Genomic DNA, 25607 nt, shown 5'->3' on the forward strand with positions numbered 1-25607 from the left:
CAAGGACAAGGAGACCGGCATCGGGCGATGCCGGTCAGGACGATTAATGCAGCTCTGGCCAGTACTCTTTGTTGGCCTCGATCAGGTCATCCAGAATCGCTTTCGCGACGGAGGCGCTCGGCACGGTTTTCGACAGGGTAATGGCCTGCCAGAGCTTCTGGTACGAGCGCTGCTCCCAGGCATCCACCACCAGTTTTTCCACCGCCACCTGCTGGCTCATCAGCCCTTTCTGGAAGTGCGGAATATCGCCCACCGTAAGCGGCTCCGGTCCGTTATGGCCCACCAGGCACGGGATCTCCACCATCGCGTCGGCGTCAAAGTTATGGATGGCACCGTTGTTTGGCACTATCAGCAGCATCCGCTCCTGGGTGTTAAAGGCAATCGCAGTCGCCAGATCGACGATGTACGACGCATGTTCGTCGATTTCCAGCTCACCGGCGGCGGAGTTGCCGGCTTCGATAATCGCCCGACAGGCGCTAAACACATGCTTCTCACGGTGATCCATAACTTCATTGGCGCGGGTCCGTTCCGGGTTGGAATGCGCGACCACGTAGTCCGGGAACAGGTAATACTTCAGGTAGGTGTTCGGCATGGTGTCCGGATCCAGCGCCTGCACGTCTTTAGCTTTGGCAAAGGTATCGTTCCAGCTCGCTTCGGTATGCGCATCTTCCGAAGGCGGAACATAGCCGTTTTTCGCCACGTATTCGCGCAGCTTCGGCATCAGATCGGTGCCGTTCAGGTCTTCAATCGACGTCCACCAGCCGAAGTGGTTCAGGCCGTAGTAGCGCACGCGCATCTCTTTGCGGTCTTTCAGGCCGACAATCTGCGCCATGCGCCCTTCAATGCCGATCGGCATATCGCAGATGTTGAGGATTTTAGCGTTCGGACGCAAGCGGCGCGTGGCTTCTGCGACAATCGCCGCCGGGTTGGAGTAGTTCAGCATCCACGCGTTCGGGGAGTACTGTTCCATATAATCCACCAGCTCCAGCACGCCGCCGATAGAGCGCATGCCGTAAGAGATACCGCCCGGTCCGCAGGTTTCCTGGCCCAGCACGCCGTGGCGCAGCGGGATTTTTTCATCTTTTTCGCGCATCGGGTATTTGCCCACGCGGATGTGCGCCATCACGAAATCCACATCGGTAAACGCCGCTTTAGGATCGGTGGTGTAGCTGAATTCAATCTCCGGGGCCTGCTCCTTAAGGATGATTCTGCACGCTTCGGCGATGGTCTCCTGACGCGCGCCATCGTTGTCATAGAACTTCAGGGCGCGCAGCGGGAAACGGTCACGGTTGGCTAACAGCATCAGGACGATACCAGGCGTAAAGGTGCTGCCGCCGCCTGCAATGACAACTGAGAATTTTTTCATGATATAGCCTCTGTCAGGGTGGTTTGTTCATTTGTTAAAGGAGTTTTCATCAGCGATTCCAGCTGGTCGCGCACCTGAGGAACGTGCAGGCCGACAATCACCTGAATGCCGTTGCCGCGTCGCACTACGCCGTGTGCGCCCAGGGCTTTGAAGACGTCGTCGCTTTGGGTTTTCGCCATATCCACCAGCGCGATACGCAGGCGGGTGGCGCAGTTATTGATGCTTTCGATATTTGTTGCACCGCCGAGCGCCTGCAGGAATCCGGCGGCTTGCCCAACCTGCTGGCTGGCCGCCGCCGGGGCGGTGGTTTGCCCGCGCGCCGCCTTATAGTCGGCCTTGCTGTAGAGTTTGATTTCGCTCTCTTCCCGGCCCGGCGTTTTCAGGTTCAGACGCTCAATCAGCGTCTTGAAGATCACGAAGTAGATGCCGGTGAAGCAGACGCCAATGCCGATCTGGGTGAACACCGTCGAGGCGTGGTTATGGAACATCGGGATCCAGTTTTGCGGCAGGAACTGGTCCAGCAGGCCGCCGCCCATGTTCCCCACGACGCCGAAGGCGTACATCACCGTCGCCATGGTGGCCGCCAGCACGGCGTGCACGGCGAACAGCAGCGGCGAGATAAACAGGAAGGTGAACTCAAGCGGTTCGGTAATGCCCACCAGCACGGCGGTGAGCGTGGCCGGAACCAGCAGGCCCGCCACCTTGACGCGATTTTCTGGCGACGCGGTGTACCAGATAGCGAAGGCAATCCCGACCGAGCCAAACACTTTTGAGTTGCCGTGCAGTGCAAAGCCACCTTCCGGGAAGAGGGTCTTCAGCGGCAGGGTGCTCTGGCTGAATTCCTGCAGATGCTGCGCCCAGTAGACCTGAATACCGCCCTCCACCGCCGCCGGGCCGAAGATGAACGGACCGTAGACGAAGTGATGCAGGCCAGTTGGGATCAGAATGCGTTCCAGGAAGGTATACACCCACACGCCCAGCGCACCGGCAGAGCGTAGGAACGCCTGCAGGGATTCGATGCCCATCTGCACTTTCGGCCAGCCCAGCAGCGTCAGCCAGGCACAGGGGATCATCACGAAGAACGCGAGGATAACGACAAACGAGCTGCCCTGGAAAATCCCCAGAAAGACCGGCAGCGGCTTGTCGAAATAGCGGTTGTGGATGGCGGTGACGATGCCTGAGATCACGATGGCGCCGATGATGCTGGTATCGAGTGTTTTGATCCCGGCAATCATCGCCAGCCCGCTTCCCGCCGTCGGTTCGGCGGAGAAGTCGACGCCAAAGAAAGGCCCCCAGGTCATGCCCATCGCGTTAATGAAGTAGTTCCAGGTCAGGAAGCTAATCAGCACCGACAGGCAGGCGCGGCCCTGGGCCTGCTTCGCCAGCCCAATCGGCAGGCCGACGGCAAAAATCAGCGGCATATTGCGAAACACCGCCCAGCCGCCCTCTTCAATGATGTGAACGATCTGCGCGAAAAGATGATCGGGGGCGGTTAAGGCTTCGCCGACAAACAGCGGGTTGCGAAGCATGATGGCGATTCCCACCACGATCCCGGCAAACGGAAACAGCAACACCGGGGTAAACATGGCACCGCCAAAACGTTGTATTTGACTGAGCATTTTTAAATCCTCACGTAACAACCTGTAGGGGTAGAGGCCTTTATGGTTTTGTGCTGGCCTGAGGTGAGCATAAGAAGTTACTGATGCACGGACATGGCGTGCCGCTGCGATTCGTGATCGCATTCATGGTTTTATTTTGACCAATCAGGTCTACTTTTTGAGTTAAATATGGACATGTCAGGACGCATTCCACGCCCTGATAAGGGCAAAGAGGTCTACTGGTGATCTACAAATCAATTGCTGACAGGTTGCGGCTGCGGCTGAATTCATCGGACTACAACATCGGCAGCCCGCTGCCTGGTGAAAAAGCGCTGGCGCAGGAGTTTGGCGTGGCGCGCATGACCATCCGCAAGGCGCTGGATCTGCTGGTGAGCTGGGGGCTGGTTGAGCGCCGGCACGGCAGCGGAACGTTTGTCTCGCGCAAAGACGTTCACCACGAAACCACTAACCTGACCGGGCTGGTGGAGGTACTACGTCAGCAGGGAAAAGAGGTGCAGAGCAAGGTGCTGCAGTTCGAAGTGATGCCCGCCCCGCCCGCCATCGCCAGCCAGCTGCGGATCCAGGTGGATGAGCGGATCTACTTTTCACGGCGGGTGCGCTACGTGGACGGAAAGCCGCTGATGCTGGAAGATAGCTTTATGCCGGTGAAGCTGTTCCGCAACCTGTCGCTGGCGCATCTTGAGGGGTCTAAGTTTGATTACATTGAGAAGGAGTGCGGGATCACCATCAGCGGCAACTACGAGAGCCTGACGCCGGTGCTGGCAGATAAACAGCTGGCCGGTTATATGAATCTGCCGGAACAGACGCCGCTGCTGCGAATTACCTCTCTCTCCTACAGCGACAGCGGCGAGTTCCTCAATTATTCCGTGATGTTCCGAAATACCAGCGATTACCAGGTGGACTACCATCTGCGGCGCATCCACCCGGAAGAGCTGTTAGCCCATCCCCCAGAACAGCACCGCCAGTAGCTGCGGGGTGATGATGCGCAGGAACATCACCAGCGGGTAGACGGTGGCATAGGAGAGCGCGGCCGCGCCGCTGGTGGCGTGCAGGTTGTTGGCAAAAGCGAGCGCTGGCGGGTCGGTCATGGAGCCCGCCAGCATGCCGCACAGCGTCAGGTAGTTCATTTTGGCGAACATCCGCGCCAGGATTGCCACCGTCAGCAGCGGGATCGCCGTGATAAAGATGCCGTAGCCGACCCAGCTCATCCCTTCGCCCTTGACCAGGGTATCGACAAAATCCCCGCCGGACTTCAGCCCGACAACCGCCAGGAACAGCACGATGCCCAGCTCGCGCAGCGCCAGGTTAGCGCTCGGCGGCATAAACCAGTAGAGCTTCCCGATACAGCCGATACGCCCGAGGATCAGCGCCATAATCAGCGGCCCGCCCGCCAGGCCGAGCTTAAGCGCCACCGGGAAGCCCGGCACGTACAGCGGAATAGAGCCGAGCAGCACGCCAAGCCCGATGCCGATAAACACCGGCAGCATCTGCACCTGCTGCAGTTTTTGCTGGGCGTTGCCTACCATATCCGCCACGGCGTCGATGGACGACGGGCGTCCGACCAGGTTGAGGATATCCCCGAACTGCAGGCTGGCCTCCGGGCTGGCAACCAGTTCAACGCCCGCACGGTTGAGGCGGGAGATTACGACGTCGTAGCGCTCTTTTACCTGCAGATCGCGTATTTTCTTGCCCAGAACGTGCTCGTTGGTCACCACAACACGCTCCACGCGCATATCGGTGCCGCGAGTCGAAAGCGAGGTATCCACTTCCTGACCAATCACCAGCCGCGCGTTGTTTAAATCCCCCGGCTGGCCGACCAGGTGCAGCAGGTCACCCTGCTGGATCATCGTGCCGGGCGCAGGCACCATCAGCACGTCGTCGCGCTTAAGGCGGGAACAGATAATATTGGCGCTGTTCAGGATCGGTACGTCCTGAATCGCCATATTGTTCAGGTTGGGGTTATCGACGCGAATGTTGATGGTTTTGATCGGCATGTGGCCATTGGTGAGCGTGGTTTCGTGATCCTTCGCCTCTTTGTCGACGTTAACGCGAAACAGGACGCGGACCAGCCACATGGAGAGCAGAATGCCGCAAATCCCAAACGGATAGGCCATGGCGTAGCTCATCCCCATTTGGTCGACAATGCCGGGTTCAATGCCCAAATCGCGAAGGATTTGCTGCCCGGCTCCGAGCGCTGGCGTGTTGGTAACCGCCCCGGAAAAAATGCCCAGCACCACGGGCAGCGGGATAGCAAAGATTTTGTGCAGGATCGCGGTGACCAGCCCGCCCATCACCACAATGCCGAGGGCAAACAGATTGAGCCGTAGCCCGGAGACGCGCAGGGAAGCGAAAAAGCCCGGCCCTACCTGAATCCCGATGGTGTAGACGAAGAGGATCAGGCCGAACTCCTGAATAAAGTGGAGCATATCGGCGCTGAGAACCAGCCCGAGCTTGTCAGCAAAATGCCCGACAAAAATGCCGCCAAACAGCACCCCGCCAATTCCAAACCCGACGCCACGGATTTTGATATTGCCAATCCATAGCCCTACAACCGCGGCCAGGGCCAAAACGCTTACGGTTAACGCGATATCACTCATGATCCACATCCTTGGCATAACCTTAGTTATAACAAGGATTTTCTCAGAGCCGGATGCGGTTGTATGGGCGATGGCGCACAAAAAAGCCCTGCCGGAGCAGGGCTTTGTGCAGTCTGTGAGTAAAGCGGATTAGCTGTTCAACGCCGGCCGCTCGCTAATGGCGATACGCTGCGGCGCGATGGCTTCCGGCACGTTACGGATAAGATCGATATGCAGCAGCCCGTTGGTAAACGTCGCACCGGACACTTCCATATGGTCTGCCAGGGTAAAGCTCAGGCTAAACGGCTGATTAACCAGACCCTGGTGCAGCCACCGGGTTTCGGTCTCTTGTTTTTCCGGCGTACCCTTCACGGTCAGGCGCGCGCCTTCAAGCTGGATATCCAGATCTTCCTGGCGGAACCCGGCCAGCGCAAGGGTGATGCGATAGTGGTTATCGTCGCTTTTTTCAATGTTGTACGGCGGAAATGTCTGTTGCTCGGTGGTGCTTTGCAGGGCATTAGCCAGTTTGTCAAAACCAATCCACTGACGCAGCAGGGGGGATAAATCGTAGTTACGCATACTAAATCTCCTTCTGAGAAGCGAGTTCGGCACAGTTTAATTTTGTGCACAGTTGTTCCTGCAAATCCTGATGGATTCGCATATGCTCCCGTTACGGCAAGCAAGTCCGGGTGGGTCGCTCGCGCGACCCGCGTAATTAGTTAATTTCGATACGGCGCGGTTTTTTCTCTTCCGGAATCACGCGTTCCAGTTCGATAAACAGCAGGCCGTTAACCAGGTTCGCGCCTTTAACGTGAATGTTCTCGGCTAACTGGAACTTGCGTTCAAAGTTGCGCTCGGCGATGCCCTGGTAAAGGTAGGTACGTTCTTTCTGCTCGGCCGTATGGGAACCTTTCACCACCAGCAGGTTGTCCTGCGCGGTGATTTCCAGCTCGTTTTCTGCAAAACCGGCGACGGCAATGGCGATGCGGTAGTGGTTTTCGTCAACCAGCTCAACATTGTATGGAGGGTAGCCGTTGCTCTGGCTTTGGTTATTTTCTAAATGGTTAAACAGGCGGTCAAAACCAATTGCAGAACGGTATAGCGGAGAAAGATCGAAGTTACGCATAGATAATGCTCCTGAAATCAGCGAGAAATTGTAGCCTTCCACCATGGACAGGCCTTTGCGCCCCCGAGCACCCATCAGGCGTGTTCGTTATCGGGTCACATTCTTAAAATGGGTCTGGAACCGGGCTTTTCAAGACTATTTAGGCGAGATTTTTTTGCACTTTGCTGGTTGTCGCATAGACTCTGGGACAACAGCACAAAGAGTTTAATTGCGATGGCTGCCACAGTGCGGGGTTATCGGGCTATTCATTTCGGATAAGGCTCGCTATAACCCTGAGTTGCAGGTCTATGCAGTGCCATTAACGATGACTGAGTGATGATGAAAAATGTTCTGATAAAGCTGACGACGTTCAGCGGGGCGGTTTTACTTTGCGGGTGTTCGAGCGTGATGTCTCACACCGGCGGTAAAGAAGGAACATATCCGGGGACGCGCGCCAGCGCGGCGATGATCTCCGATGACGATACGAACTGGGGCACCAAATCCCTGGTTATTCTGGATATGCCCTTTACAGCAGTGGCGGATACGCTTCTGCTGCCGTGGGATGTATTCCGTAAGGACGATTCCGTGCGCTCACGGGTAGAGAAAAGCGAGCAGGAAAATCTGGCGACAAACGCCGTTATCCCGCCCGCTGAGATGCCGCCGCGCTAGTCCTGCGCGGTTTCCGTTACCCAAAGCTGACGGAAACCGCCCGTCTCTTGCATCCACGCAATAAAGCGCCCGTCCGGGGAAAACACGACCGCATCAGCAGACGGCGGATTGCCGTGATCGGACGTCAAAAACGTCACTTCTCCAGTCTTCGCGTCACAGCAGGCGATTCGGTTTTCAAGCACAAATCCCAGCATGTTCCCGGAAGGGTGCCAGTTAAACGCAGACTGAATACCGCTCCCGGTGCGCGTCAACTGGCGCGGTTCGCCGCCCTCAGGAGAGATCAGCCACAGCTGCACAATGCCGTTATCATCCCGCATCAGAAACGCGATCTGCGTCCCCTGGGGGTTACTGCGCACCCAGTGACGCGGCACGTTCACCAGACCCGGGTAGGCCCTCTGGTGGGTAAAGGTCAGACGACGCTGCTTCACCCCGGCAGGCGGCGCTGGCAGGGTGTCTGGGGTGCCCTGCAGCGGCGCATCGCCCGCTTGTTTCCAGCCCTGCTCGCCTTCTGGCAGGTTAACAATAAACAGTTCAGGCACTTTTTCGCCCTGCACGGAGAGGGTGTCGCCGATAAACGCCAGCCTGTTGTTGCCCACCCAGCCCTCTTCGTAGGCGCGGTTGATTTCATCGCTGCCCGGCTGCGGGTTGGGCGTTGTGCGGCTGACCAGCACGCTCCAGAACGTGCCTGAATATTCACGTGGATGATTCCCCTGCGGGTTCACCGGGCCAAACGGTGCCGCCACGCCGACGTTGCGTAAATCGAGCTTCGGATCGCGCTCATGTAAAACATGGTCGTTATAGGTGAAGCTGACGAACTGCCCGTTCGGGCTGAAGACGTGCACGTGGCTGCCGCCGCGCAGCGCGCCTGCGGTATAAGGCGCGGTGATATCCATCGCGTCCAGGTTGCTCACCTGACCGTGATGCACAATCACACCCTGACGATGATGAAAATCGTAGTGCCAGCCAGCATCCGGGTTTTTCGGACCGTGGATAAAGACGTATTTGTCCTGTGCCGGATGAACGGTCACCACGCCGACATGCGCGCCGTCAGTGGCGCGATAGACCACCTCCACCTCACCCGTAACGACGTTGACCTGCTCAATGGTTTCGCCGGTAAATGACGCGCCTGACGGGCGCACGTCGTAGACCAGCCACTGGCTGTCCGGCGTCCAGGTATTGATATTGGTCAGCTGGTGGTTGCGGGAAGCGAAGGTGATTTGTTTCATGAGGATACCCTGATGCACGGTGAGTGCATCAGGGTAAAACATCCGCAGGTATTAGCCTACTCGTTTCACATCGCCCACCAGCAGAATGTAGGAGAGTGCCCCGATCAGCGCCACGGCAGAGATGTAGACCAGCGCCGGGCCGAAGCCGTAGTCCTGCGCCAGGTAGCCGATGACCAGCGGTACGGTGATCCCGCCCAGTCCGCCGACAAAGTTGAACACACCGCCGGTCAGGCCAATCAGCCGCATCGGCGCAAGGGACGACACCAGCGACCAGGTGATAGAGGCGAAACCGTTACCAAAGAACGCCACCGCCATCAGGGCCATAATCCACACCGGATCGTTGGTGTAGTTGGCACCCATGATGCTGGTTGAGATCAGCAAGCCGCAGATAATCGGCGTTTTACGCGCCACGCCCAGCGAGTACCCTTTTTTCACCAGCTTATCGGCCAGCCAGCCGGAGAGCAACACGCCGAAAAATGCGGCGAGGAACGGCACGGTGGTCATAAAGCCCGCCTTCAGCGCCGCGATCCCCTTTTCCTGGGTCAGGTAGTTCGGGAACCAGGTGAGGAAGAACCATAGCGTAGAAGTAACCGCGAACTGACCCAGATACACGCCCACCAGCTTACGGTGGAAGACCAGCTTCCAGTCCGCTTTGGTCAGCGGCTGGCGCGCCTCTTTTTTCACCGGTGCATCACCATCCACCAGACCGCCACCGTCGCGGATGTAGTCCAGCTCGGCCCTGGTGATACTTTTGGTCAGACGCGGCGGCTGGTAAACCTTGAACCAGATTAGCGACCAGATAATGCCAATCCCGCCGGTGACGATGAACACCCAGTGCCAGCTCAGCAGCTCCTGGATCCAGATCAGCAGCGGCGTCAGGAACGCCAGGCCGACAAACTGGCCAGAGGTGTAAAAACCAACGGCGGACGCGCGCTCATGTTCCGGGAACCAGCTGGTCACCATACGGTTGTTGGTCGGAAACGCGGGCGCTTCGAAAACCCCGGTGATGGCACGCAGGCCAATCAGCGACATCAGCCCGGTGGCGAAGCCCTGGAATAGGGTCGCCACGGACCAGCCTAATATGGCGATAAAGTAGGTCAGACGTGAACCCACGCGGTCAAGAAACCAGCCGCCGGGGATCTGGCATAAGGTATACAACCAGGCAAACGCCGAGAAGACATAGCCCATTTCCGCTTTGGTGATGCCAAACTCTTCCTGAATATGGGCCGATGCCACGGCAAGGTTGGCGCGGTCAACATAGCAAATGACCACGGTAATAAAGATCATCATCAGCGTCAGGTAGCGGCGACGCCCGATTTTTGTAGCGGTAACTGGAATATCCATCGCAATCTGTCTCCAGATTTTGGGCATAGCGAAGCCGCTCACCATGCCCTGTAATTTACAGAGGGTTATATTTTTGTATGTATGATTTTTGCCCGGAGGCTTACCGGGTCTACGGGATGGCGATTACCATTCCGCTACGCTGCCGTCCTCATGACGCCACAGCGGGTTTCGCCAGTCCGGCGCATTCTTACTCAGCTCAATGACTTTAGCTTCGTCAATTTCCACGCCAAGGCCCGGCTTCGTAAGCGGTTTAAAGAAACCGCCTTCCATGCAGAAGTCTTCTTTATTTTTCACAAAATCGAGCAGTTCCGCGCCCTTGTTATAGTGAATCCCCATGCTCTGTTCCTGGAACACCGCATTGCGGGAGACGAAGTCGACGTGCAGGCAGGCCGCCAGCGCGATTGGGCCGAGCGGGCAGTGCGGCGCCAGCGCCACATCGTAAGCTTCTGCCATCCCGGCAATTTTGTAGCATTCGGTGATGCCGCCCGCGTGCGAGAGGTCCGGCTGCAGGATGGCAATGCCGCCCGCTTCGAGCACGCGTTTGAACTCGAAGCGTGAGAACATCCGTTCGCCCGCCGCGATAGGAATGTGGGTCTGTTCAGCTAACTTCGGATAGTACTCCGCCTGCTCGGCCAGCACCGGCTCTTCGATAAACAGCGGGCGATACGGCTCAAGCTCTTTAATCAGCACTTTGGCCATCGGCGCGCTGACGCGGCCGTGAAAATCCAGGCCAAACTCAATCTCGTTACCGAAGGCTTCACGAATTTGCGCCACGGTATTGACCGCCCGGTCTACCGCACGCGAATTGTCGATAACGCCCATCTCTTCGCAGCCGTTGAGCTTGAAGGTGTCAAAGCCGATATTGCGCAACTGCGTGATGCCGTCGATCACTTCCGCAGGACGGTCGCCGCCTACCCAGCTGTAGGCTTTGATTTTGTCGCGCACCAGGCCGCCCATAAGCTGCCAGACCGGCGCGTTAAGCACTTTACCTTTGATATCCCACAGCGCCTGGTCGATACCGGCGATGGCGCTCATCAGGATCGGACCACCGCGGTAGAAGCCCGCGCGGTACATCACCTGCCACAGGTCGTTAATGCGCGCCGGATCCTGACCAATCAGGTATTCGCCCAGCTCGTGTACTGCCGCTTCAACGGTGCGCGCGCGCCCTTCAATCACCGGTTCGCCCCAGCCTACAACCCCTTCATCGGTTTCGATTTTCAGGAACATCCAGCGCGGGGGTAAACGGTACGTGGTGAGTTTGGTTATTTTCATTTCACTGCCTCTCGATACGCTTTCACAAATGCTGCCGCCTGCTGTGCGGTACGTTCCACGGACTGTCCAGCACGATAAAGATCGCTACCCAACCCTGCGCCCACACAGCCAGCGCTCATCCACTGGCCCAGGTTTTCTGGCGTTACGCCGCCCACGGCAAAGACCGGCACGCTGGCGGGCAATACCGCTTTCAACGCCTTGATGTAGTCCGGTCCAAAAGCCGATGACGGGAAAATTTTGAGCGACTGCGCGCCCGCATCAAGGGCAGTAAAGGCTTCCGTGGCGGTGGCGCAGCCCGGGCAGACCGTCATGCCGTAACCCACCGCGCGGCGGATCACCTCAGGCTGAATATTGGGCGTGACGATAAGCCTGCAGCCCATCTTTGCCAGCCGATCGACCTGCTCAGGCTGTAACACGGTGCCTGCGCCAATCAGCGCCTTATCGCCGAAAACCTCGACCACGGCCGGAATGCTTTTTTCCCAGTCGGGCGAGTTGAGCGGGATTTCTACCGCGTCGAATCCGGCGTCGATAACCGCGCCGACGTGGTCTAACGCCTCATCGGGCGTGATGCCGCGCAAAATCGCGATAAGGGGAAGATCAGTTTGCCACTGCATGAGCGATGCTCCTTATTCCTGCCTGAAATGCCGTGTCGCCGGATACCGTCGAAACATCACGCCCAACGGCGCGAAATGCCTGTTCGTAGCGCGACATTAGCGATGCGCCTGCGACAATCGTAATGGCCTGCTCGTGCGCGATGAACTCACGCATGCTGGCGACCTCTGCGCCAATCAGCAGGCCGGAGAGAAACTCGCTGACCTGCTCGCGCGGGAGAAGTCCCAGCACGTGCGAGGCGCGAACCTCAAAAAGCTGCGGCAACACATCAGGGGAGGCGATCCCACGTTCAAGCCCGGCGGAAAACGCCTCTGACGAGGATTCCTGCTCAGGTAAACCGGCCCCGACCAGCGAATGGTTGAGCAGCAAATGGTGCAGCTCGCCGGTCATTACGGTGCGAAAATCGTGGATTTGCTCAGCGTCAGCCTGGACCCACTTACAGTGCGTGCCGGGCATGACGTAGACAGAAGAAGGAGAGAGAGCGCGCGCGCCAAGCAGCTGCGTCTCTTCCCCGCGCATCACGTTGTGGTTATCGTCGCGAGAGACGCTCAAACCGGGAATAATCCAAATATTGTCGCCAACGGACGTTAACTGCTCGCCAATAGCGGAGAAATGGACGGGAACCGGCAGATAAGGTGCAATTTTCCAGCCTACGTTACTGCCCACCATTCCCGCCATTACCACCGGCGTGGCGCTGTCGCGCCAGTTTTGTGTGACCTCTGCTAACACCGCCTCGGGGGATTTACCGTTCAGGCGCGTCACGCCTGCTTCTGATTGCCTGCTCTCCAGGCACTGCTCGCCCTGATAAAGCCAGGCGCGCAGATTGGTCGATCCCCAGTCAATTGCGATGTAGCGAGATGTCATGTGATTTCCTTCAGCCTTCGTGTCGAGCTGGCAATCATGGTAAGTGCCGCCTGCTCTGCCGCATCGCCGTCCTGATGCCGTATCGCATCGAACAGCGCTTTATGTTCCTGGAGCGTTTTTGGCATGTTGGCCTCATCACCCATCCAGGTACGTTCAAATACCGCTCGCTGTAGCGAGCTGATCGCCACGCTAAGCTGCTGTAATACCGGGTTATGCACCGACTGCAGCACCGCTTCGTGGTAGCGAATGTCCGCCTCGTTGAACGCCTCCCGGTTCTGGTTATTGGCGATCATGTCGTTTAAAGCCGATTCAATCTGGGCCAAATCACCGGAGGTCGCGCGTTCCGCCGCCCAGCGCGCAATTGCCGGCTCCACCAGGTTTCGAACTTCACTCATCGCGCCGATAAGCCGCGGGTCGTAGTCGTTTTCCAGCACCCACTGCAGCACGTCGGTATCGAGGTAGTTCCACTGGTTGCGCGGAGCAACAAACGCGCCGCGATAGCGCTTCATTTCAATCAGCCGCTTCGCCATCAGCGAGCGGAACACTTCCCGGATGATGTTGCGCGAGGTTTCAAACTCCTCGCACAGTTCAGCCTCTGCGGGGAGCGGCGAACCGGGAACGTATTTACCGCCCACAATCTGGGTGCCCAGCGTAATAACGATGCGATCGGTTTTATTGAGAGTCATGGAGAGTCCTTGTGCTCTGTATGTCCATCACTACTTTACCGCGACCGCTGAATTTCGCCTCACTTTTGCAGTACAAACGTGAGGCCATTCGTCTTTGCCGTGGTGACAATGTAGTACAATCAGTTAATGTTGTACTACAATCAAGATCACAAAAAGAACAATTCGATAAATTCAGGGCAAAAAAAGCCCCGGTTGATAACCGGGGCTGATGATTGAAAATAAGCGTTACTGCAGCACAAACTTCTCGATCGCGTAGGCAACGCCGTCTTCCAGGTTGGATTTGGTGACGAAATCAGCCACCTCTTTCACCGAAGGAATGGCGTTATCCATTGCCACGCCAACGCCCGCGAATTCAATCATCGCGATGTCGTTCTCCTGGTCGCCGAGCGCCATGATTTCTTCCTGCTTAATCCCTAACGCATCAGCAAGTGATTTCACGCCGGTGCCCTTATTGACGCGTTTATCGAGGATTTCGAGGAAGTATGGCGCACTTTTCAGCACGGTGTACTTCTCTTTTACCTCCGCCGGAATGCGCGCGATGGCTTTATCCAGGATCTCCGGCTCGTCAATCATCATCACCTTCAGGAACTGCGTCGCCGGATCCATTTTCTCGGCTTCACAGAACACCAGCGGAATGGTCGCAACGTAGGATTCATGCACCGTGTAGTAGCTGATATCGCGGTTGGCGGTGTAGAGCGTATTGCGATCGAGCGCGTGGAAGTGGGAGCCCACTTCACGGGACAGTTTTTCGAGGAACAGGTAGTCATCATAGCTCAGCGCAGTTTGCGCAACCGTGCTGCCGTCTGCGGCTTTCTGCACCAGCGCGCCGTTATAGGTGATGCAGTAATCGCCCGGCTGATTCATGTGCAGCTCTTTCAGGTAGCTGTGTACGCCCGCATATGGACGCCCCGTGGTCAGAACCACATTCACGCCCTTCGCTCGTGCGGCGGCGATCGCGTTTTTAACGGCAGGAGAGATAGTGTGGTCTGGCAGCAGCAGCGTGCCGTCCATATCGATTGCAATGAGTTTGATAGCCATGAGTTCCCCGGGATAAATGAGTGCTACCTCATGCTAACGCGATTAAGCACACAAAAATAGAGCTACATTGCGCAACAGAAACACCCCTTTTACGCTTAACCGGGGAACGACGACTTACTCGCGGGTGAGAACGATTTTACCGAATGCGCCGCGATCCAGATGTTCAAGGGCCTGTTCAAGCTCGTTAAAACGGTAGCGATGCTCAATCACCGGCTTCAGTCCCGTGACGTCAACAGCGCGGACGAAATCCTCCAGCGCCCGGCGGTGTCCCACGCCAATCCCCTGAATGACGGGGGATTTCAGCAGCAGCTCACCAGCAGGCAGCGAAATATCAGTCCCGGCCAGCACGCCAATGACGGAGATACGCCCATGAACGGCAACGGCACGCAGGGAATGCTTCAGGTTTTCCCCACCTACGGTTTCGATAATATGGTCGATGCCGCGATCCTGAGTCAGCGCCAATGCTTCTTCAGCCCAGTCACTTTTCAGGCGGTTGACGCCCTGACTGGCGCCCAGTTTTTTGGCGAGCGCCAGCTTTTCATCGCTCCCGGACGTGACAATAACCTCTGCGCCGTGCGCTTTTGCAATTTGCAGGGCGAAAATCGCCACGCCGCCCGTCCCCTGTACCAGCACCGATTGCCCGGCGCGGAGCTGACCCCGCTCCACCAGCGCGAACCAGGCGGTAAGCCCTGCGCAGGGTAACGTGCTGGCCTCTGCGTCATTCAGAGTTTCCGGAGAGGCTACCAGCGCGTTTTCATTTACAACCACATATTCGGCCAGCATGCCCTGGAAATAGCCGCCGGACGTTTTGTAGGGCAAATCACGCGCGTCTGCCTGCGGCTTGCCGTCGATCCACTCCGGGAAGAAGGTTGAAATGACGCGAGCGCCGGGTTTGAAACGCGTGACACCTTCACCTACGCTGTCCACCACGCCCGCCATGTCAGACGCCGGGGTGAACGGGAAGGAAAGCGGAATCGGCATCGTGCCTTCGATGACCATTTTATCGCGATAGTTGAGCGCAACGGCATTTACCCGCACGCAAACCTCACCGGGGCCTGGCTGTGAAACCGATTCATGAATGAGTTTGAGATTCTCGCGCCCGAGGGCGTTCATTGACCAGCGCTGCATTGTCTCTGTCATTTTTTCCTCCTGCCATCAGATAAGCTTCAGTAATGACAGTCTACCGTTGACTCCTCGTCACCAGTGACGATAAGTTTTCTATTCATTGACGCCTGAATGGATACAAACCGTGACCGATACGCTGAAAGATATTCCTGTTTTTGTCGCTGCCGTGGAGGCAGGAAGCTTTGCGCAGGCCGCAGTTCGCCTGCACCTGTCGCGCTCTGCGGTGGGTAAAAGCATTGCTCGACTTGAGGAACGTCTGGGAGTGCGGCTGTTTCAGCGCACCACCCGCAGCCAGAGGCTCACCGATAACGGCGCCCTGTTCTACGAGCGCTGCCTGCGCGCGCTGGAGGAGATCAGGAGCGCGGAATCCCTGCTGGAAACGGGGAAACATCAGATCAACGGTCGGCTTCGTGTTGCCATGCCGGTGCTGTTTGGACGCCAGTGCGTCGCGCCGCTGCTGATTGAACTGGCGCAGGAACACCCTGGGCTTGAGCTTGAAATGTCGTTCAGCGACCGCGTGGTGGATCTGGTCGAGGAAGGCTTCGATATGGCGGTACGTAACGGCACGCTGCAGGACAGCAGCGTGCTGGTGGCCAGAAAGCTGGGAGAACACCGCATGGTCCTGTGCGCCTCGCCCGACTATCTGCAAAAAAGAGGTCATCCAGACGCTGTGGATGATTTATCCCGGCACGCGGCCATTAACTATCTGCGCGCAGGCCGCGTGCTATCCTGGCAGCTTATGGACAGCGACGGAACGCCGCGCACGTTTACGCCGCGGTCATCACTCAATATGGATGATTTGCAGGCCATCTGCGACGCGGCGGTGACCGGGCACGGCATTGCCTGGCTCCCCTGCTGGATGGCCATCAAAGAAATTCATCAGGGAAAGCTTGTCCCGCTCTTTAAGCAGGCGCCGGATGTCCATTTTGACGTCCATGCCGTCTGGCAACAGACGCCGTACCTGCCCCTGAGGGTAAGAATGGCCATAGATGCGCTGGCGAGCCGTTTACCGGCGGCGATGTCGCTGGACATTCCTGCGCCCATAAAAAAGCCGCGCTAAAAGCGCGGCCAGTTTTCATGCGGGATAGCGACTGTTAAATATCGATATTCGCCGCTTTCAGCGCGTTCTCTTCAATGAACGCACGACGTGGTTCTACCGCATCGCCCATCAGGGTGGTGAACAGCTGATCCGCTGCAATCGCGTCTTTAACGGTGACGCGCAGCATGCGACGGCTTTCCGGATCCATGGTGGTTTCCCACAGCTGATCCGGGTTCATTTCGCCCAGACCTTTATAACGCTGGATAGACAGACCACGACGGGATTCTTTCACCAGCCAGTCCAGCGCCTGCTCGAAGCTTGCTACCGGCTGACGACGCTCGCCACGTTCGATGAAGGCATCGTCTTCGATCAGGCCGCGCAGCTTCTCGCCGAGGGTGCAGATGCGGCGGTATTCCGGGCCGGTCACGAATTCGTGCTCCAGCGGGTAGTCGGTGTCGACGCCGTGAGTACGCACGCGAACAATCGGCTCAAACTGCTGTGCCGCATTCTGCTGAACGTCGAACTTCCACTGGCTGCCGTGCTGCTCTTTCTCGTTCAGCTCGCTCACCAGGGTATTCACCCAGCGGGTCACGGCCTGCTCGTTGCTCAGATCGGCTTCGGTCAGGGTTGGCTGATAGACCAACTCCTTCAGCAGCGCTTTTGGATAGCGGCGTTCCATACGGCCAATCATTTTCTGCGTGGCGTTGAACTCGGAGACCAGACGCTCCAGCGGCTCGCCTGCCAGTGCCGGCGCGCTGGAGTTCGCGTGCAGGGTCGCGCCATCAAGGGCGATCGCGATTTGGTACTGATCCATCGCGTCGTCATCTTTAATGTACTGTTCCTGCTTACCTTTCTTCACTTTGTACAGCGGCGGCTGCGCAATGTAGACGTGGCCACGCTCAACGATTTCAGGCATCTGACGATAGAAGAAGGTCAACAGCAGCGTACGGATGTGCGAGCCGTCGACGTCCGCATCGGTCATGATGATGATGCTGTGATAGCGCAGCTTGTCCGGGTTGTACTCGTCGCGGCCAATGCCGCAGCCGAGCGCGGTGATGAGCGTCGCCACTTCCTGAGAAGAGAGCATCTTGTCGAAGCGCGCTTTCTCAACGTTGAGGATTTTACCCTTCAGCGGCAGGATCGCCTGGTTCTTACGGTTACGGCCCTGCTTCGCAGAACCGCCCGCGGAGTCCCCTTCCACAAGGTACAGTTCAGACAGTGCCGGGTCGCGTTCCTGACAGTCAGCCAGCTTGCCCGGCAGGCCTGCCAGGTCCAGCGCGCCTTTACGACGGGTCATTTCACGGGCTTTACGCGCCGCTTCACGGGCACGTGCCGCATCGATAATTTTGCCCACCACGATTTTCGCATCGTTCGGGTTTTCCAGCAGGTATTCGCTCAGCAGTTCGTTCATCTGCTGCTCAACTGCCGATTTCACCTCAGAAGAAACCAGCTTGTCTTTGGTCTGTGAGGAGAACTTCGGATCCGGCACCTTCACGGAGACCACGGCAATCAGGCCTTCACGGGCGTCGTCACCGGTGGCGCTGACTTTCGCTTTTTTGCTGTAGCCTTCTTTGTCCATGTAGGCGTTCAGGGTACGGGTCATCGCCGCACGGAAGCCCGCAAGGTGAGTACCGCCGTCGCGCTGTGGAATGTTGTTGGTAAAGCAGTAGATGTTTTCCTGGAAACCGTCGTTCCACTGCAGCGCCACTTCCACGCCGATACCGTCTTTTTCGGTGGAGAAATAGAAGATATTCGGGTGAATTGGCGTTTTGTTCTTGTTCAGATACTCAACAAACGCCTTGATACCGCCTTCGTAGTGGAAGTGGTCTTCTTTGTTGTCGCGTTTGTCGCGCAGGCGAATAGAGACGCCGGAGTTCAGGAACGACAGTTCACGCAGGCGCTTCGCCAGGATGTCGTACTCGAATTCAGTGACGTTGGTGAAGGTTTCAAGGCTCGGCCAGAAACGCACCATGGTACCGGTTTTATCGGTATCACCGGTAACGGCCAGCGGGGCTTCAGGCACGCCGTGCTGATAGATCTGACGGTGAATTTTGCCTTCGCGCTGAATAACCAGCTCCAGCTTTTGCGACAGGGCGTTTACTACGGAAACGCCTACGCCGTGCAGGCCGCCGGAAACCTTATAGGAGTTATCATCGAACTTACCGCCTGCGTGCAGTACGGTCATGATCACTTCCGCAGCCGATACGCCCTCTTCCGGGTGAATACCGGTTGGGATGCCACGGCCGTCATCGGTAACGGAGACGGAGTTGTCCGCATGGATGGTGACCACGATGTCTTTACAGTGACCCGCGAGCGCTTCGTCGATAGCGTTATCTACCACCTCGAATACCATGTGGTGCAGACCGGTGCCGTCATCCGTGTCGCCGATATACATACCCGGGCGCTTACGCACCGCATCCAGCCCTTTCAGGACTTTGATACTGGAGGAGTCATAAGAATTCGACATCAACGTTTCTCGCTCATTTCAACTTGGGTTAATCCGTTATTTTACCCTTTTCCACGGTAAACATCTTCGAATTTTCGTCCGACATGTCCATAACGTGTTCAGCGCTAATGGCGCTGACGAAAACCTGCGACTGCGTGGCTTTTAAGCGGCTGGCAAGCAGCCCGCGCCGCGCGTCGTCAAGTTCCGAGGCAAAATCATCTATCAGGTACAGGCAGCGTCGTCCGCTCTCGCGAGTGAGGAACTCCCCCTGCGCCAGGCGTAGCGCGCACATCAGGAGCTTGAGCTGCCCGCGCGACAGCGTGTCTTCCACCGGCGCACCGTCGGCACGAATGCGGAAATCCGCCTTGTGCGGGCCGTGCGCGGTGTAGGTCAACATCCGATCGCGCTCGAAGCTTCTCTCTAACACCTCGGCATAATCCGTCTCTTTCTCCCAGCCACGCTGGAAGGAGAAGGTGAGAGAGAACTCGGGTAAAAACTGTTTGCAGGTGTCGGCCATATCTTCGGCGATACCCGCGCTGTATTCGGCACGCCAGCGGCTGATCTGTTCCGCAAGAGGGATGAGTTCCATGTCCCACGGACGCAGCTGGGCGTAGCGCGTGACCTGGCGCAACGCGGCGTTACGCTGTTTAAGCAAACGCTTCAGGTTGCTCCAGGCGTTAAAGAAACCGGCTTCATTGTGAAAGCATCCCCAGTCGAGGAACGCTCTTCTGTATTTGGGGCCGCCGTTGAGTAAAGTAAACCCCTCGGGCGTAATCAGCTGCATTGGCATCAGCAACGCCAGCTCCGCCACCTTGTGGCCGTCGGTGCCGTCGATGCGCACCTTGCTATCGCCCTGCTTGTCTTTGGTCAGGCCGATGGCGGTTTCCCGCTCTGCGCCCTGCAAACGCCCGTGCAGAACAAAGGATTCCTGCTCGTGGCGAATGACGCGACCAATCTGCAAACTGCGAAACGCCCGGCCATGGCCGAGCGTATAGATGGCTTCCAGCACGCTGGTTTTGCCGCTGCCGTTCGCGCCAACCAGGAAGTTAAAGCCGGGGGATAAAGCGAGATCCGCGCTTTCGATATTGCGAAAGTCGCGGATCAACAGACGGGTGAGCGACATTACAGTCTCATTGGCATGACAACATAAGCCGCGCTTTGGCTGGCCGCATCTTCAATCTGTACGCTCGAAACGGAGTCGGTCAGCAGAATACGCACATTCTCGCATTTCAGTGCATTGAGCACATCCAGCACGTAGCTGACGTTGAAGCCGATTTCCATCTCAGCCCCGGCGTAGGTGACGTCCAGAATCTCTTCTGCCTCTTCCTGCTCCGGGTTGTTGGCGGTGATTTTGATCTGGTTTTCACTCACGTACAGGCGTACGCCGCGGAATTTCTCGTTCGAGAGAATGGCCGCGCGGGCAAACGCCTGCTTGAGGCTATCGCAGCCCGCTTCCAGCGTTTTGTCCGGGTTCTTCGGCAATACGCGGCGATAATCCGGGAAACGGCCATCAACCAGCTTCGAAGTGAAGACAAAATCGCCCACGTGGGCACGGATATTATTGCTGCCAATCTGCACCCGCAGCGGCGTGTCACCGCCGTCGAGCATACGCATCAGTTCAATCACGCCTTTACGCGGCACGATCACCGAATGGTTCGGCAGCGAGTCGCCAATCGGCATGGAACAGACCGCCAGACGGTGGCCGTCGGTGGCGACGGTACGCAGCTCTTCACCTTCGGTTTCGAACAGCATGCCGTTTAAGTAGTAACGAACATCCTGATGCGCCATGGAGAACTGCGTGGCTTCAATCAGACGCTTCATCGTCGCCTGCGGAAGAGTGAATTCAACTTCACTCTGCCAGTCGTCCAGGTTCGGGAAGTCCGCAGCGGGTAGCGTGGAAAGGGAGAAACGGCTGCGGCCAGAGCGCACCAGCATGCGGTCGCCCTCCAGCTGCACGGCGATTTCAGCGCCTTCCGGCAACCCGCGGCAAATATCAAAGAATTTACGTGCCGGAACCGTGGTCGCGCCCGCGTCGTGCGGCTGCGTCAGCGTAACGCGCGCGATCATTTCCATTTCCAGATCTGTACCGGTCAGCGACAGCGTACCGTCCGCGACCTGAAGCAGCAGGTTTCCGAGAATAGGCAGCGTTGGGCGGCCGCCTAATGGGCCACTCACCTGTTGCAGCGGTTTTAATAAATGTTCACGTTCAACGGTAAATTTCATAGCGTCACGATGATAATGTTCTGATTAGATTGGAAAAATCTTCTTTTATGTCGTGGCTTTCTTCGCGTAACTGCTCAATCTTGCGACAGGCGTGCAGCACGGTCGTATGGTCACGGCCACCAAACGCATCGCCGATTTCCGGCAGACTGTGGTTGGTTAACTCCTTTGCCAGCGCCATCGCCATCTGACGCGGACGCGCCACCGAGCGGGAACGACGTTTAGACAGTAAATCTGCCACTTTGATCTTGTAGTACTCAGCCACCGTCTTTTGAATATTGTCGATGGTGACCAGTTTTTCCTGCAATGCCAATAAATCGCGCAGTGCTTCACGCACAAAATCGATGGTGATCGCACGACCTGTGAAGTTGGCATTGGCGATAACGCGGTTCAGCGCCCCTTCCAGCTCACGCACGTTGGAGCGCAGGCGCTTGGCGATGAAGAACGCCACTTCACCCGGCAGGCGGATGTCGTTCTCATCGGCTTTCTTCATCAGGATCGCGACGCGGGTTTCCAGCTCCGGTGGCTCGATCGCCACGGTCAGGCCCCAGCCGAAGCGGGATTTCAGACGATCTTCAACGCCGTTGATCTCTTTAGGATAACGATCCGAGGTCAAAATGATCTGCTGATTACCTTCCAGCAGGGCGTTGAAGGTGTGGAAAAATTCTTCCTGCGATCGTTCTTTATTGGCAAAGAACTGGATGTCATCGATCAGCAGCGCGTCAACGGAACGGTAGTAGCGTTTAAACTCTTCGATCGCATTGTTTTGCAGGGCTTTTACCATGTCCTGAACGAAGCGCTCGGAGTGCATATACACCACTTTCGCGTTGGGCTTGCGCGCCATAATGCCGTTGCCCACCGCGTGCAGCAGGTGCGTTTTACCGAGACCCGTGCCGCCATACAGGAACAGCGGGTTGTAAGCACCGCCGGGGTTATCGGCAACCTGACGGGCCGCCGCGCGCGCCAGCTGGTTCGACTTACCTTCAACGAAGTTATCGAACGTGTGTTTGACGTTTACGTTAGAGCGGTAGGTTGGCTCTGCGGGGGCAGGGACGTTATCCCAGCCCTGACGAGCGGGTGCAACGCGAGGCGCCGGAGCCGGAACAGCCTGAGCGGGCGCGGCTACATTTACGGTTTCACGAACGGTTTGGGTGACCGGCTTTGTGCCCACTTCAAAACGCAGCTGTGGGACATCTGACCCGCAAAAATCGTTCAGCAGGCCATTGATGTTATTAAGGTACTTGTCTCTTACCCAATCGAGCACAAAACGGTTTGGCGCATACAAAGCCAGCGTGTTATCGCTCAGCTCCGCCTGCAACGGGCGGATCCACATACTGAATTCTGTGGCTGGTAACTCATCCTGCAATCGGGCAAGACACTGCTGCCAAAGCGAAAGTGACACGGCGGACTCCACTCGAACAATAAAAGAAAACTATTGAATATTCATGATTGTTGGCGCACATCGACATGACCCTGTGTAAAGGGGGACGTGCGAATTGCTATCTGCAATTTATCCTGACCAGGATCCTGGGATCCCGATCGGGACCGCGGATCATAGCGTAAACTGAGCCAGAGATCTTCTGTTTCTCACAGATTCTTCCCGATTTATCCACAGGAAGATCCGAAACGGGGTAAGTGTAAACGATCCTGGCGCGAGTGCCCCGCGATTTAGCCCGCATATTGGAAAATTTAATGAGCAGCGACAATTTATTGCTTAAATGATCTAACGAAGATCCGGGACGATCCTTGCGCTTTGTTGGCGAGGCCGTATAATCCTCGACCCGGCGCGTGATGCTCATCTTCCTGCGTCGTCCGTTGCTCATTTTCCACGCGAAATCGTGCGGAAATACGCGGGAAATAAGGAAAGAGAATTGACTCCGGAGTGTACAATTATTACAATCCGGCCTCTTTAATCACCCACGGCTTCGGCGTCCGTCATTCGAAACTCGGTCGGGCATCCGCAAAAGTCATGAATTTTTTCAAGTTTAGGTAGAAATCGCCATGAAACGCACTTTTCAACCGTCTGTACTGAAGCGCAACCGTTCTCACGGCTTCCGTGCTCGTATGGCTACTAAAAATGGTCGTCAGGTTCTGGCACGTCGTCGTGCTAAAGGCCGCGCTCGTCTGACCGTTTCCAAGTAATAAAGCTAACCCCTGAGTGGTTAAGCTAGCATTTCCCAGGGAGTTACGTTTGTTAACTCCCACTCATTTCACTTTCGTCTTCCAGCAGCCACAACGGGCTGGCACGCCGCAAATCACCATCCTCGGCCGCCAAAATTCGCTGGGGCATCCCCGCATCGGTCTCACAGTCGCTAAGAAAAACGTTAAGCGTGCGCATGAACGCAACCGGATTAAACGTCTGACGCGTGAAAGCTTCCGTTTACGTCAGCACGAACTGCCTTCTATGGATTTCGTGGTGGTGGCTAAAAAGGGGGTTGCCGACCTCGATAACCGTGCTCTCTCGGAAGCGTTGGAAAAATTATGGCGCCGCCACTGTCGCCTGGCTCACGGGTCCTGATAGCCCTCATTCGGGTCTATCAACGCCTGATTAGTCCGCTACTCGGGCCGCACTGCCGTTTCACACCAACATGCTCAAGCTACGGAATTGAGGCATTGCGCAGGTTTGGAGTGATAAAAGGCAGTTGGTTGACGGTGAAACGCGTATTAAAATGCCACCCTTTACACCCCGGTGGAGACGACCCCGTCCCCCCAGGACCTTTTGATACCAGAGAACACTAACGATGGATTCGCAACGCAATCTTCTTATCATCGCTTTGTTGTTCGTGTCTTTCATGATCTGGCAGGCATGGGAGCAGGATAAAAATCCTCAACCCCAGCAACAGACCACGCAGACCACGACCACCGCAGCGGGTAGCGCCGCCGACCAGGGCGTACCGGCCAGTGGCCAGGGGAAACAGATTACGGTTAAGACCGATGTGCTTGAGCTGACTATCAACACCCGTGGTGGTGATGTTGAGCAGGCGCTGCTGTTGACCTACCCGAAAGAGCTGAAGTCTAACGAACCGTTCCAGTTACTGGAAACCACACCGGAGTTCCTGTATCAGGCGCAGAGCGGCCTGACCGGTCGTGATGGCCCGGACAATCCGGCTAACGGTGCGCGTCCACTGTATAACGTCGAGAACGACACCTTTGTACTGGCCGATGGCCAGAACGAACTCGTTATCCCGATGACCTACACCGACGCGGCAGGCAACACCTTCACCAAAACCTTCACCCTGAAACGCGGTGAGTATGCGGTGAACGTGGGCTACAGCGTACAGAACGCCGGTGCGAAACCGCTGGAACTGTCTACCTTCGGTCAGCTGAAGCAGTCCATCAATCTGCCGTCACACCGTGACACCGGAAGCAGCAACTTTGCGCTGCATACCTTCCGTGGCGCGGCGTACTCCACGCCTGATGCGAAGTACGAGAAATACAAATTCGACACCATTGCCGATAACGAAAACCTGAACGTCAGCTCCAAAGGCGGTTGGGTCGCAATGCTGCAGCAGTATTTCGCGACCGCGTGGATCCCGAATAACGACGGTACCAACAACTTCTACACCGCGAACCTGGGCAACGGTATTGCAGCCATCGGCTACAAATCACAGCCTGTTCTGGTTCAGCCGGGTCAAACCGGTAAGCTGGCAAGCACCCTGTGGGTCGGCCCGGAAATTCAGGACAAAATGGCCGCTGTTGCGCCGCACCTGGATCTGACCGTGGATTACGGTTGGTTGTGGTTCATCTCTCAGCCGCTGTTTAAGCTGCTGAAGTTCATCCACAGTTTCCTGGGTAACTGGGGCTTCTCCATCATCGTTATCACCTTCATCGTGCGTGGCATCATGTACCCGCTGACCAAAGCGCAGTACACCTCCATGGCGAAGATGCGCATGCTGCAGCCGAAGATTCAGGCGATGCGTGAGCGTCTGGGCGATGATAAACAGCGTCAGAGCCAGGAGATGATGGCCCTGTATAAGGCAGAGAAAGTGAACCCACTGGGTGGTTGCTTCCCGCTGCTGATTCAGATGCCAATCTTCCTTGCGCTGTACTACATGCTGATGGGTTCCGTTGAGCTGCGCCACGCGCCGTTCGCTCTGTGGATCCATGACCTGTCCGCACAGGACCCGTACTACATCCTGCCGATCCTGATGGGCGTGACGATGTTCTTCATCCAGAAGATGTCGCCAACCACCGTGACCGACCCGATGCAGCAGAAGATCATGACCTTTATGCCGGTCATCTTCACCGTGTTCTTCCTGTGGTTCCCGTCAGGTCTGGTGCTGTACTATATCGTCAGCAACCTGGTGACCATCATCCAGCAGCAGCTGATTTACCGTGGTCTGGAAAAACGTGGCCTGCATAGCCGCGAAAAGAAAAAGTCCTGATTCGGTAAGATAACG

The 25607-nt window shown here is 56.9% G+C and carries 24 protein-coding genes and 1 other annotated feature; of the genes, 7 read left to right on the plus strand and 17 right to left on the minus strand.

The window, feature by feature from the left end; genetic code table 11:
- Positions 1-43 precede the first annotated feature (43 nt).
- Both AC2FAJ_RS15510 and AC2FAJ_RS15515 read right to left on the minus strand, forming a co-directional pair.
- A complete protein-coding gene (locus AC2FAJ_RS15510) occupies positions 44-1366 on the minus strand; it encodes a 6-phospho-alpha-glucosidase (RefSeq protein WP_041911724.1) in 1323 nt (440 codons plus the stop codon).
- The gene (locus AC2FAJ_RS15515) at positions 1363-2985 is read right to left on the minus strand and encodes an alpha-glucoside-specific PTS transporter subunit IIBC (protein ID WP_485454299.1); all 1623 of its coding nucleotides are present in this window, start codon (positions 2983-2985) and stop codon (positions 1363-1365) included. The genes AC2FAJ_RS15510 and AC2FAJ_RS15515 overlap by 4 nt, the downstream gene beginning before the upstream one ends.
- A gap of 221 nt (positions 2986-3206) precedes the next feature.
- On the opposite strand from AC2FAJ_RS15515, the gene AC2FAJ_RS15520 reads away from it, so the two are divergent.
- Positions 3207-3953, plus strand: coding sequence for a GntR family transcriptional regulator (locus AC2FAJ_RS15520; protein WP_028014945.1), 747 nt, complete (start codon positions 3207-3209; stop codon positions 3951-3953).
- Here AC2FAJ_RS15520 and AC2FAJ_RS15525 read toward each other — a convergent pair.
- The 3 genes from AC2FAJ_RS15525 to ibpA all read right to left on the minus strand — a co-directional run bounded on the left by AC2FAJ_RS15525 (position 3921) and on the right by ibpA (position 6687).
- On the minus strand, positions 3921-5582 hold the full coding sequence (locus AC2FAJ_RS15525; protein ID WP_028014944.1) for a putative transporter: 1662 nt from the start codon (positions 5580-5582) through the stop codon (positions 3921-3923). The genes AC2FAJ_RS15520 and AC2FAJ_RS15525 overlap by 33 nt on opposite strands.
- Positions 5583-5711: 129 nt before the next feature.
- Positions 5712-6140 (minus strand): small heat shock chaperone IbpB, encoded by a 429-nt coding sequence (gene ibpB, locus AC2FAJ_RS15530; protein WP_028014943.1) that lies wholly within the window; start codon positions 6138-6140, stop codon positions 5712-5714.
- Between the two features lie 136 nt (positions 6141-6276).
- Positions 6277-6687 (minus strand): small heat shock chaperone IbpA, encoded by a 411-nt coding sequence (ibpA, locus tag AC2FAJ_RS15535; RefSeq protein ID WP_008500162.1) that lies wholly within the window; start codon positions 6685-6687, stop codon positions 6277-6279.
- Positions 6681-6752 (minus strand) — a sequence feature (ROSE (Repression Of Heat Shock gene Expression) occurs in the 5'-region of heat shock genes and acts as an RNA thermometer to modulate expression.). (Overlaps the previous gene by 7 nt.)
- Before the next feature lie 250 nt (positions 6753-7002).
- Between ibpA and AC2FAJ_RS15540 the strand changes: the two genes are divergently transcribed.
- A complete protein-coding gene (locus tag AC2FAJ_RS15540) occupies positions 7003-7335 on the plus strand; it encodes a YceK/YidQ family lipoprotein (protein WP_485454300.1) in 333 nt (110 codons plus the stop codon).
- Here AC2FAJ_RS15540 and AC2FAJ_RS15545 read toward each other — a convergent pair.
- The 8 genes from AC2FAJ_RS15545 to AC2FAJ_RS15580 form a co-directional block, all read right to left on the minus strand.
- Positions 7332-8561 carry a YidR family protein gene (locus AC2FAJ_RS15545; protein ID WP_485454301.1) on the minus strand — a complete coding sequence of 410 codons (1230 nt, stop codon included), beginning with the start codon at positions 8559-8561 and terminating at the stop codon, positions 7332-7334. The genes AC2FAJ_RS15540 and AC2FAJ_RS15545 overlap by 4 nt on opposite strands.
- Positions 8562-8612: 51 nt before the next feature.
- A complete protein-coding gene (locus AC2FAJ_RS15550; RefSeq protein ID WP_485454302.1) occupies positions 8613-9950 on the minus strand; it encodes an MFS transporter in 1338 nt (445 codons plus the stop codon).
- Between the two features lie 78 nt (positions 9951-10028).
- On the minus strand, positions 10029-11177 hold the full coding sequence (gene dgoD, locus AC2FAJ_RS15555; RefSeq protein ID WP_028014940.1) for a galactonate dehydratase: 1149 nt from the start codon (positions 11175-11177) through the stop codon (positions 10029-10031).
- Positions 11174-11791, minus strand: coding sequence for a 2-dehydro-3-deoxy-6-phosphogalactonate aldolase (locus AC2FAJ_RS15560; RefSeq protein ID WP_041911729.1), 618 nt, complete (start codon positions 11789-11791; stop codon positions 11174-11176). The genes dgoD and AC2FAJ_RS15560 overlap by 4 nt, the downstream gene beginning before the upstream one ends.
- Positions 11775-12653 carry a 2-dehydro-3-deoxygalactonokinase gene (locus tag AC2FAJ_RS15565; protein WP_041911730.1) on the minus strand — a complete coding sequence of 293 codons (879 nt, stop codon included), beginning with the start codon at positions 12651-12653 and terminating at the stop codon, positions 11775-11777. Before AC2FAJ_RS15565 ends, AC2FAJ_RS15560 begins: the two co-directional genes overlap by 17 nt.
- Entirely contained in the window at positions 12650-13339 is a 690-nt protein-coding gene (gene dgoR / locus AC2FAJ_RS15570; RefSeq protein ID WP_003861109.1) for a D-galactonate utilization transcriptional regulator DgoR, read from the minus strand. The genes AC2FAJ_RS15565 and dgoR overlap by 4 nt, the downstream gene beginning before the upstream one ends.
- A gap of 225 nt (positions 13340-13564) precedes the next feature.
- Positions 13565-14377: a sugar-phosphatase gene (gene yidA, locus AC2FAJ_RS15575; protein WP_047363227.1), complete on the minus strand. Its 813-nt coding sequence runs from the start codon at positions 14375-14377 to the stop codon at positions 13565-13567.
- 114 nt (positions 14378-14491) lie between these two features.
- Complete coding sequence (locus AC2FAJ_RS15580) at positions 14492-15517, minus strand: zinc-dependent alcohol dehydrogenase family protein (RefSeq protein WP_041911732.1); 1026 nt, start codon at positions 15515-15517, stop codon at positions 14492-14494.
- A gap of 109 nt (positions 15518-15626) precedes the next feature.
- Here AC2FAJ_RS15580 and AC2FAJ_RS15585 point away from each other — a divergent pair, with 109 nt between their 5' ends.
- Positions 15627-16562, plus strand: coding sequence for a LysR family transcriptional regulator (locus AC2FAJ_RS15585; RefSeq protein WP_045630889.1), 936 nt, complete (start codon positions 15627-15629; stop codon positions 16560-16562).
- A 34-nt stretch (positions 16563-16596) separates the two neighbouring features.
- Here AC2FAJ_RS15585 and gyrB read toward each other — a convergent pair whose 3' ends face one another.
- From gyrB to dnaA, 4 genes are read right to left on the minus strand one after another with little or no spacing between them, the layout of a single operon-like run.
- Complete coding sequence (gene gyrB / locus AC2FAJ_RS15590) at positions 16597-19008, minus strand: DNA topoisomerase (ATP-hydrolyzing) subunit B (protein ID WP_028014934.1); 2412 nt, start codon at positions 19006-19008, stop codon at positions 16597-16599.
- 28 nt (positions 19009-19036) lie between these two features.
- Positions 19037-20110, minus strand: a complete 1074-nt coding sequence (gene recF, locus AC2FAJ_RS15595) for a DNA replication/repair protein RecF (RefSeq protein WP_045260850.1) — start codon at positions 20108-20110, stop codon at positions 19037-19039.
- Positions 20110-21210 (minus strand): DNA polymerase III subunit beta, encoded by a 1101-nt coding sequence (gene dnaN, locus AC2FAJ_RS15600; RefSeq protein WP_008500170.1) that lies wholly within the window; start codon positions 21208-21210, stop codon positions 20110-20112. Before dnaN ends, recF begins: the two co-directional genes overlap by 1 nt.
- A 4-nt stretch (positions 21211-21214) precedes the next feature.
- The gene (dnaA, locus tag AC2FAJ_RS15605; protein ID WP_032644944.1) at positions 21215-22609 is read right to left on the minus strand and encodes a chromosomal replication initiator protein DnaA; all 1395 of its coding nucleotides are present in this window, start codon (positions 22607-22609) and stop codon (positions 21215-21217) included.
- Between the two features lie 599 nt (positions 22610-23208).
- Between dnaA and rpmH the strand changes: the two genes are divergently transcribed.
- From rpmH to yidC, 4 genes are read left to right on the plus strand one after another with little or no spacing between them, the layout of a single operon-like run.
- The gene (rpmH, locus tag AC2FAJ_RS15610; RefSeq protein WP_000831330.1) at positions 23209-23349 is read left to right on the plus strand and encodes a 50S ribosomal protein L34; all 141 of its coding nucleotides are present in this window, start codon (positions 23209-23211) and stop codon (positions 23347-23349) included.
- Between the two features lie 16 nt (positions 23350-23365).
- Positions 23366-23725, plus strand: a complete 360-nt coding sequence (gene rnpA / locus AC2FAJ_RS15615) for a ribonuclease P protein component (RefSeq protein WP_014072458.1) — start codon at positions 23366-23368, stop codon at positions 23723-23725.
- Positions 23689-23946: a membrane protein insertion efficiency factor YidD gene (yidD, locus tag AC2FAJ_RS15620; RefSeq protein WP_001307474.1), complete on the plus strand. Its 258-nt coding sequence runs from the start codon at positions 23689-23691 to the stop codon at positions 23944-23946. The genes rnpA and yidD overlap by 37 nt, the downstream gene beginning before the upstream one ends.
- Before the next feature lie 2 nt (positions 23947-23948).
- Positions 23949-25592 (plus strand): membrane protein insertase YidC, encoded by a 1644-nt coding sequence (yidC, locus tag AC2FAJ_RS15625; protein ID WP_028014931.1) that lies wholly within the window; start codon positions 23949-23951, stop codon positions 25590-25592.
- The last annotated feature ends 15 nt before the right edge of the window (positions 25593-25607 follow it).

This window comes from Enterobacter cloacae complex sp. 385G4, assembly GCF_057320665.1.

Coding starts and splice junctions, on each gene's coding strand:
- yidC (WP_028014931.1), top strand. CDS start 23,949: ATGGATTCGCAACGCAATCTTCTTATCATCGCTTTGTTGTTCGTGTCT.
- yidA (WP_047363227.1), bottom strand. CDS start 14,377: ATGGCTATCAAACTCATTGCAATCGATATGGACGGCACGCTGCTGCTG.
- AC2FAJ_RS15540 (WP_485454300.1), top strand. CDS start 7,003: ATGATGAAAAATGTTCTGATAAAGCTGACGACGTTCAGCGGGGCGGTT.
- dgoD (WP_028014940.1), bottom strand. CDS start 11,177: ATGAAAATAACCAAACTCACCACGTACCGTTTACCCCCGCGCTGGATG.
- yidD (WP_001307474.1), top strand. CDS start 23,689: ATGGCGCCGCCACTGTCGCCTGGCTCACGGGTCCTGATAGCCCTCATT.
- rpmH (WP_000831330.1), top strand. CDS start 23,209: ATGAAACGCACTTTTCAACCGTCTGTACTGAAGCGCAACCGTTCTCAC.
- AC2FAJ_RS15565 (WP_041911730.1), bottom strand. CDS start 12,653: ATGACATCTCGCTACATCGCAATTGACTGGGGATCGACCAATCTGCGC.
- AC2FAJ_RS15560 (WP_041911729.1), bottom strand. CDS start 11,791: ATGCAGTGGCAAACTGATCTTCCCCTTATCGCGATTTTGCGCGGCATC.
- AC2FAJ_RS15510 (WP_041911724.1), bottom strand. CDS start 1,366: ATGAAAAAATTCTCAGTTGTCATTGCAGGCGGCGGCAGCACCTTTACG.
- AC2FAJ_RS15525 (WP_028014944.1), bottom strand. CDS start 5,582: ATGAGTGATATCGCGTTAACCGTAAGCGTTTTGGCCCTGGCCGCGGTT.
- ibpB (WP_028014943.1), bottom strand. CDS start 6,140: ATGCGTAACTACGATTTATCCCCCCTGCTGCGTCAGTGGATTGGTTTT.
- AC2FAJ_RS15515 (WP_485454299.1), bottom strand. CDS start 2,985: ATGCTCAGTCAAATACAACGTTTTGGCGGTGCCATGTTTACCCCGGTG.
- gyrB (WP_028014934.1), bottom strand. CDS start 19,008: ATGTCGAATTCTTATGACTCCTCCAGTATCAAAGTCCTGAAAGGGCTG.
- ibpA (WP_008500162.1), bottom strand. CDS start 6,687: ATGCGTAACTTCGATCTTTCTCCGCTATACCGTTCTGCAATTGGTTTT.
- dnaN (WP_008500170.1), bottom strand. CDS start 21,210: ATGAAATTTACCGTTGAACGTGAACATTTATTAAAACCGCTGCAACAG.
- recF (WP_045260850.1), bottom strand. CDS start 20,110: ATGTCGCTCACCCGTCTGTTGATCCGCGACTTTCGCAATATCGAAAGC.
- AC2FAJ_RS15545 (WP_485454301.1), bottom strand. CDS start 8,561: ATGAAACAAATCACCTTCGCTTCCCGCAACCACCAGCTGACCAATATC.
- dgoR (WP_003861109.1), bottom strand. CDS start 13,339: ATGACTCTCAATAAAACCGATCGCATCGTTATTACGCTGGGCACCCAG.
- AC2FAJ_RS15550 (WP_485454302.1), bottom strand. CDS start 9,950: ATGGTGAGCGGCTTCGCTATGCCCAAAATCTGGAGACAGATTGCGATG.
- AC2FAJ_RS15580 (WP_041911732.1), bottom strand. CDS start 15,517: ATGACAGAGACAATGCAGCGCTGGTCAATGAACGCCCTCGGGCGCGAG.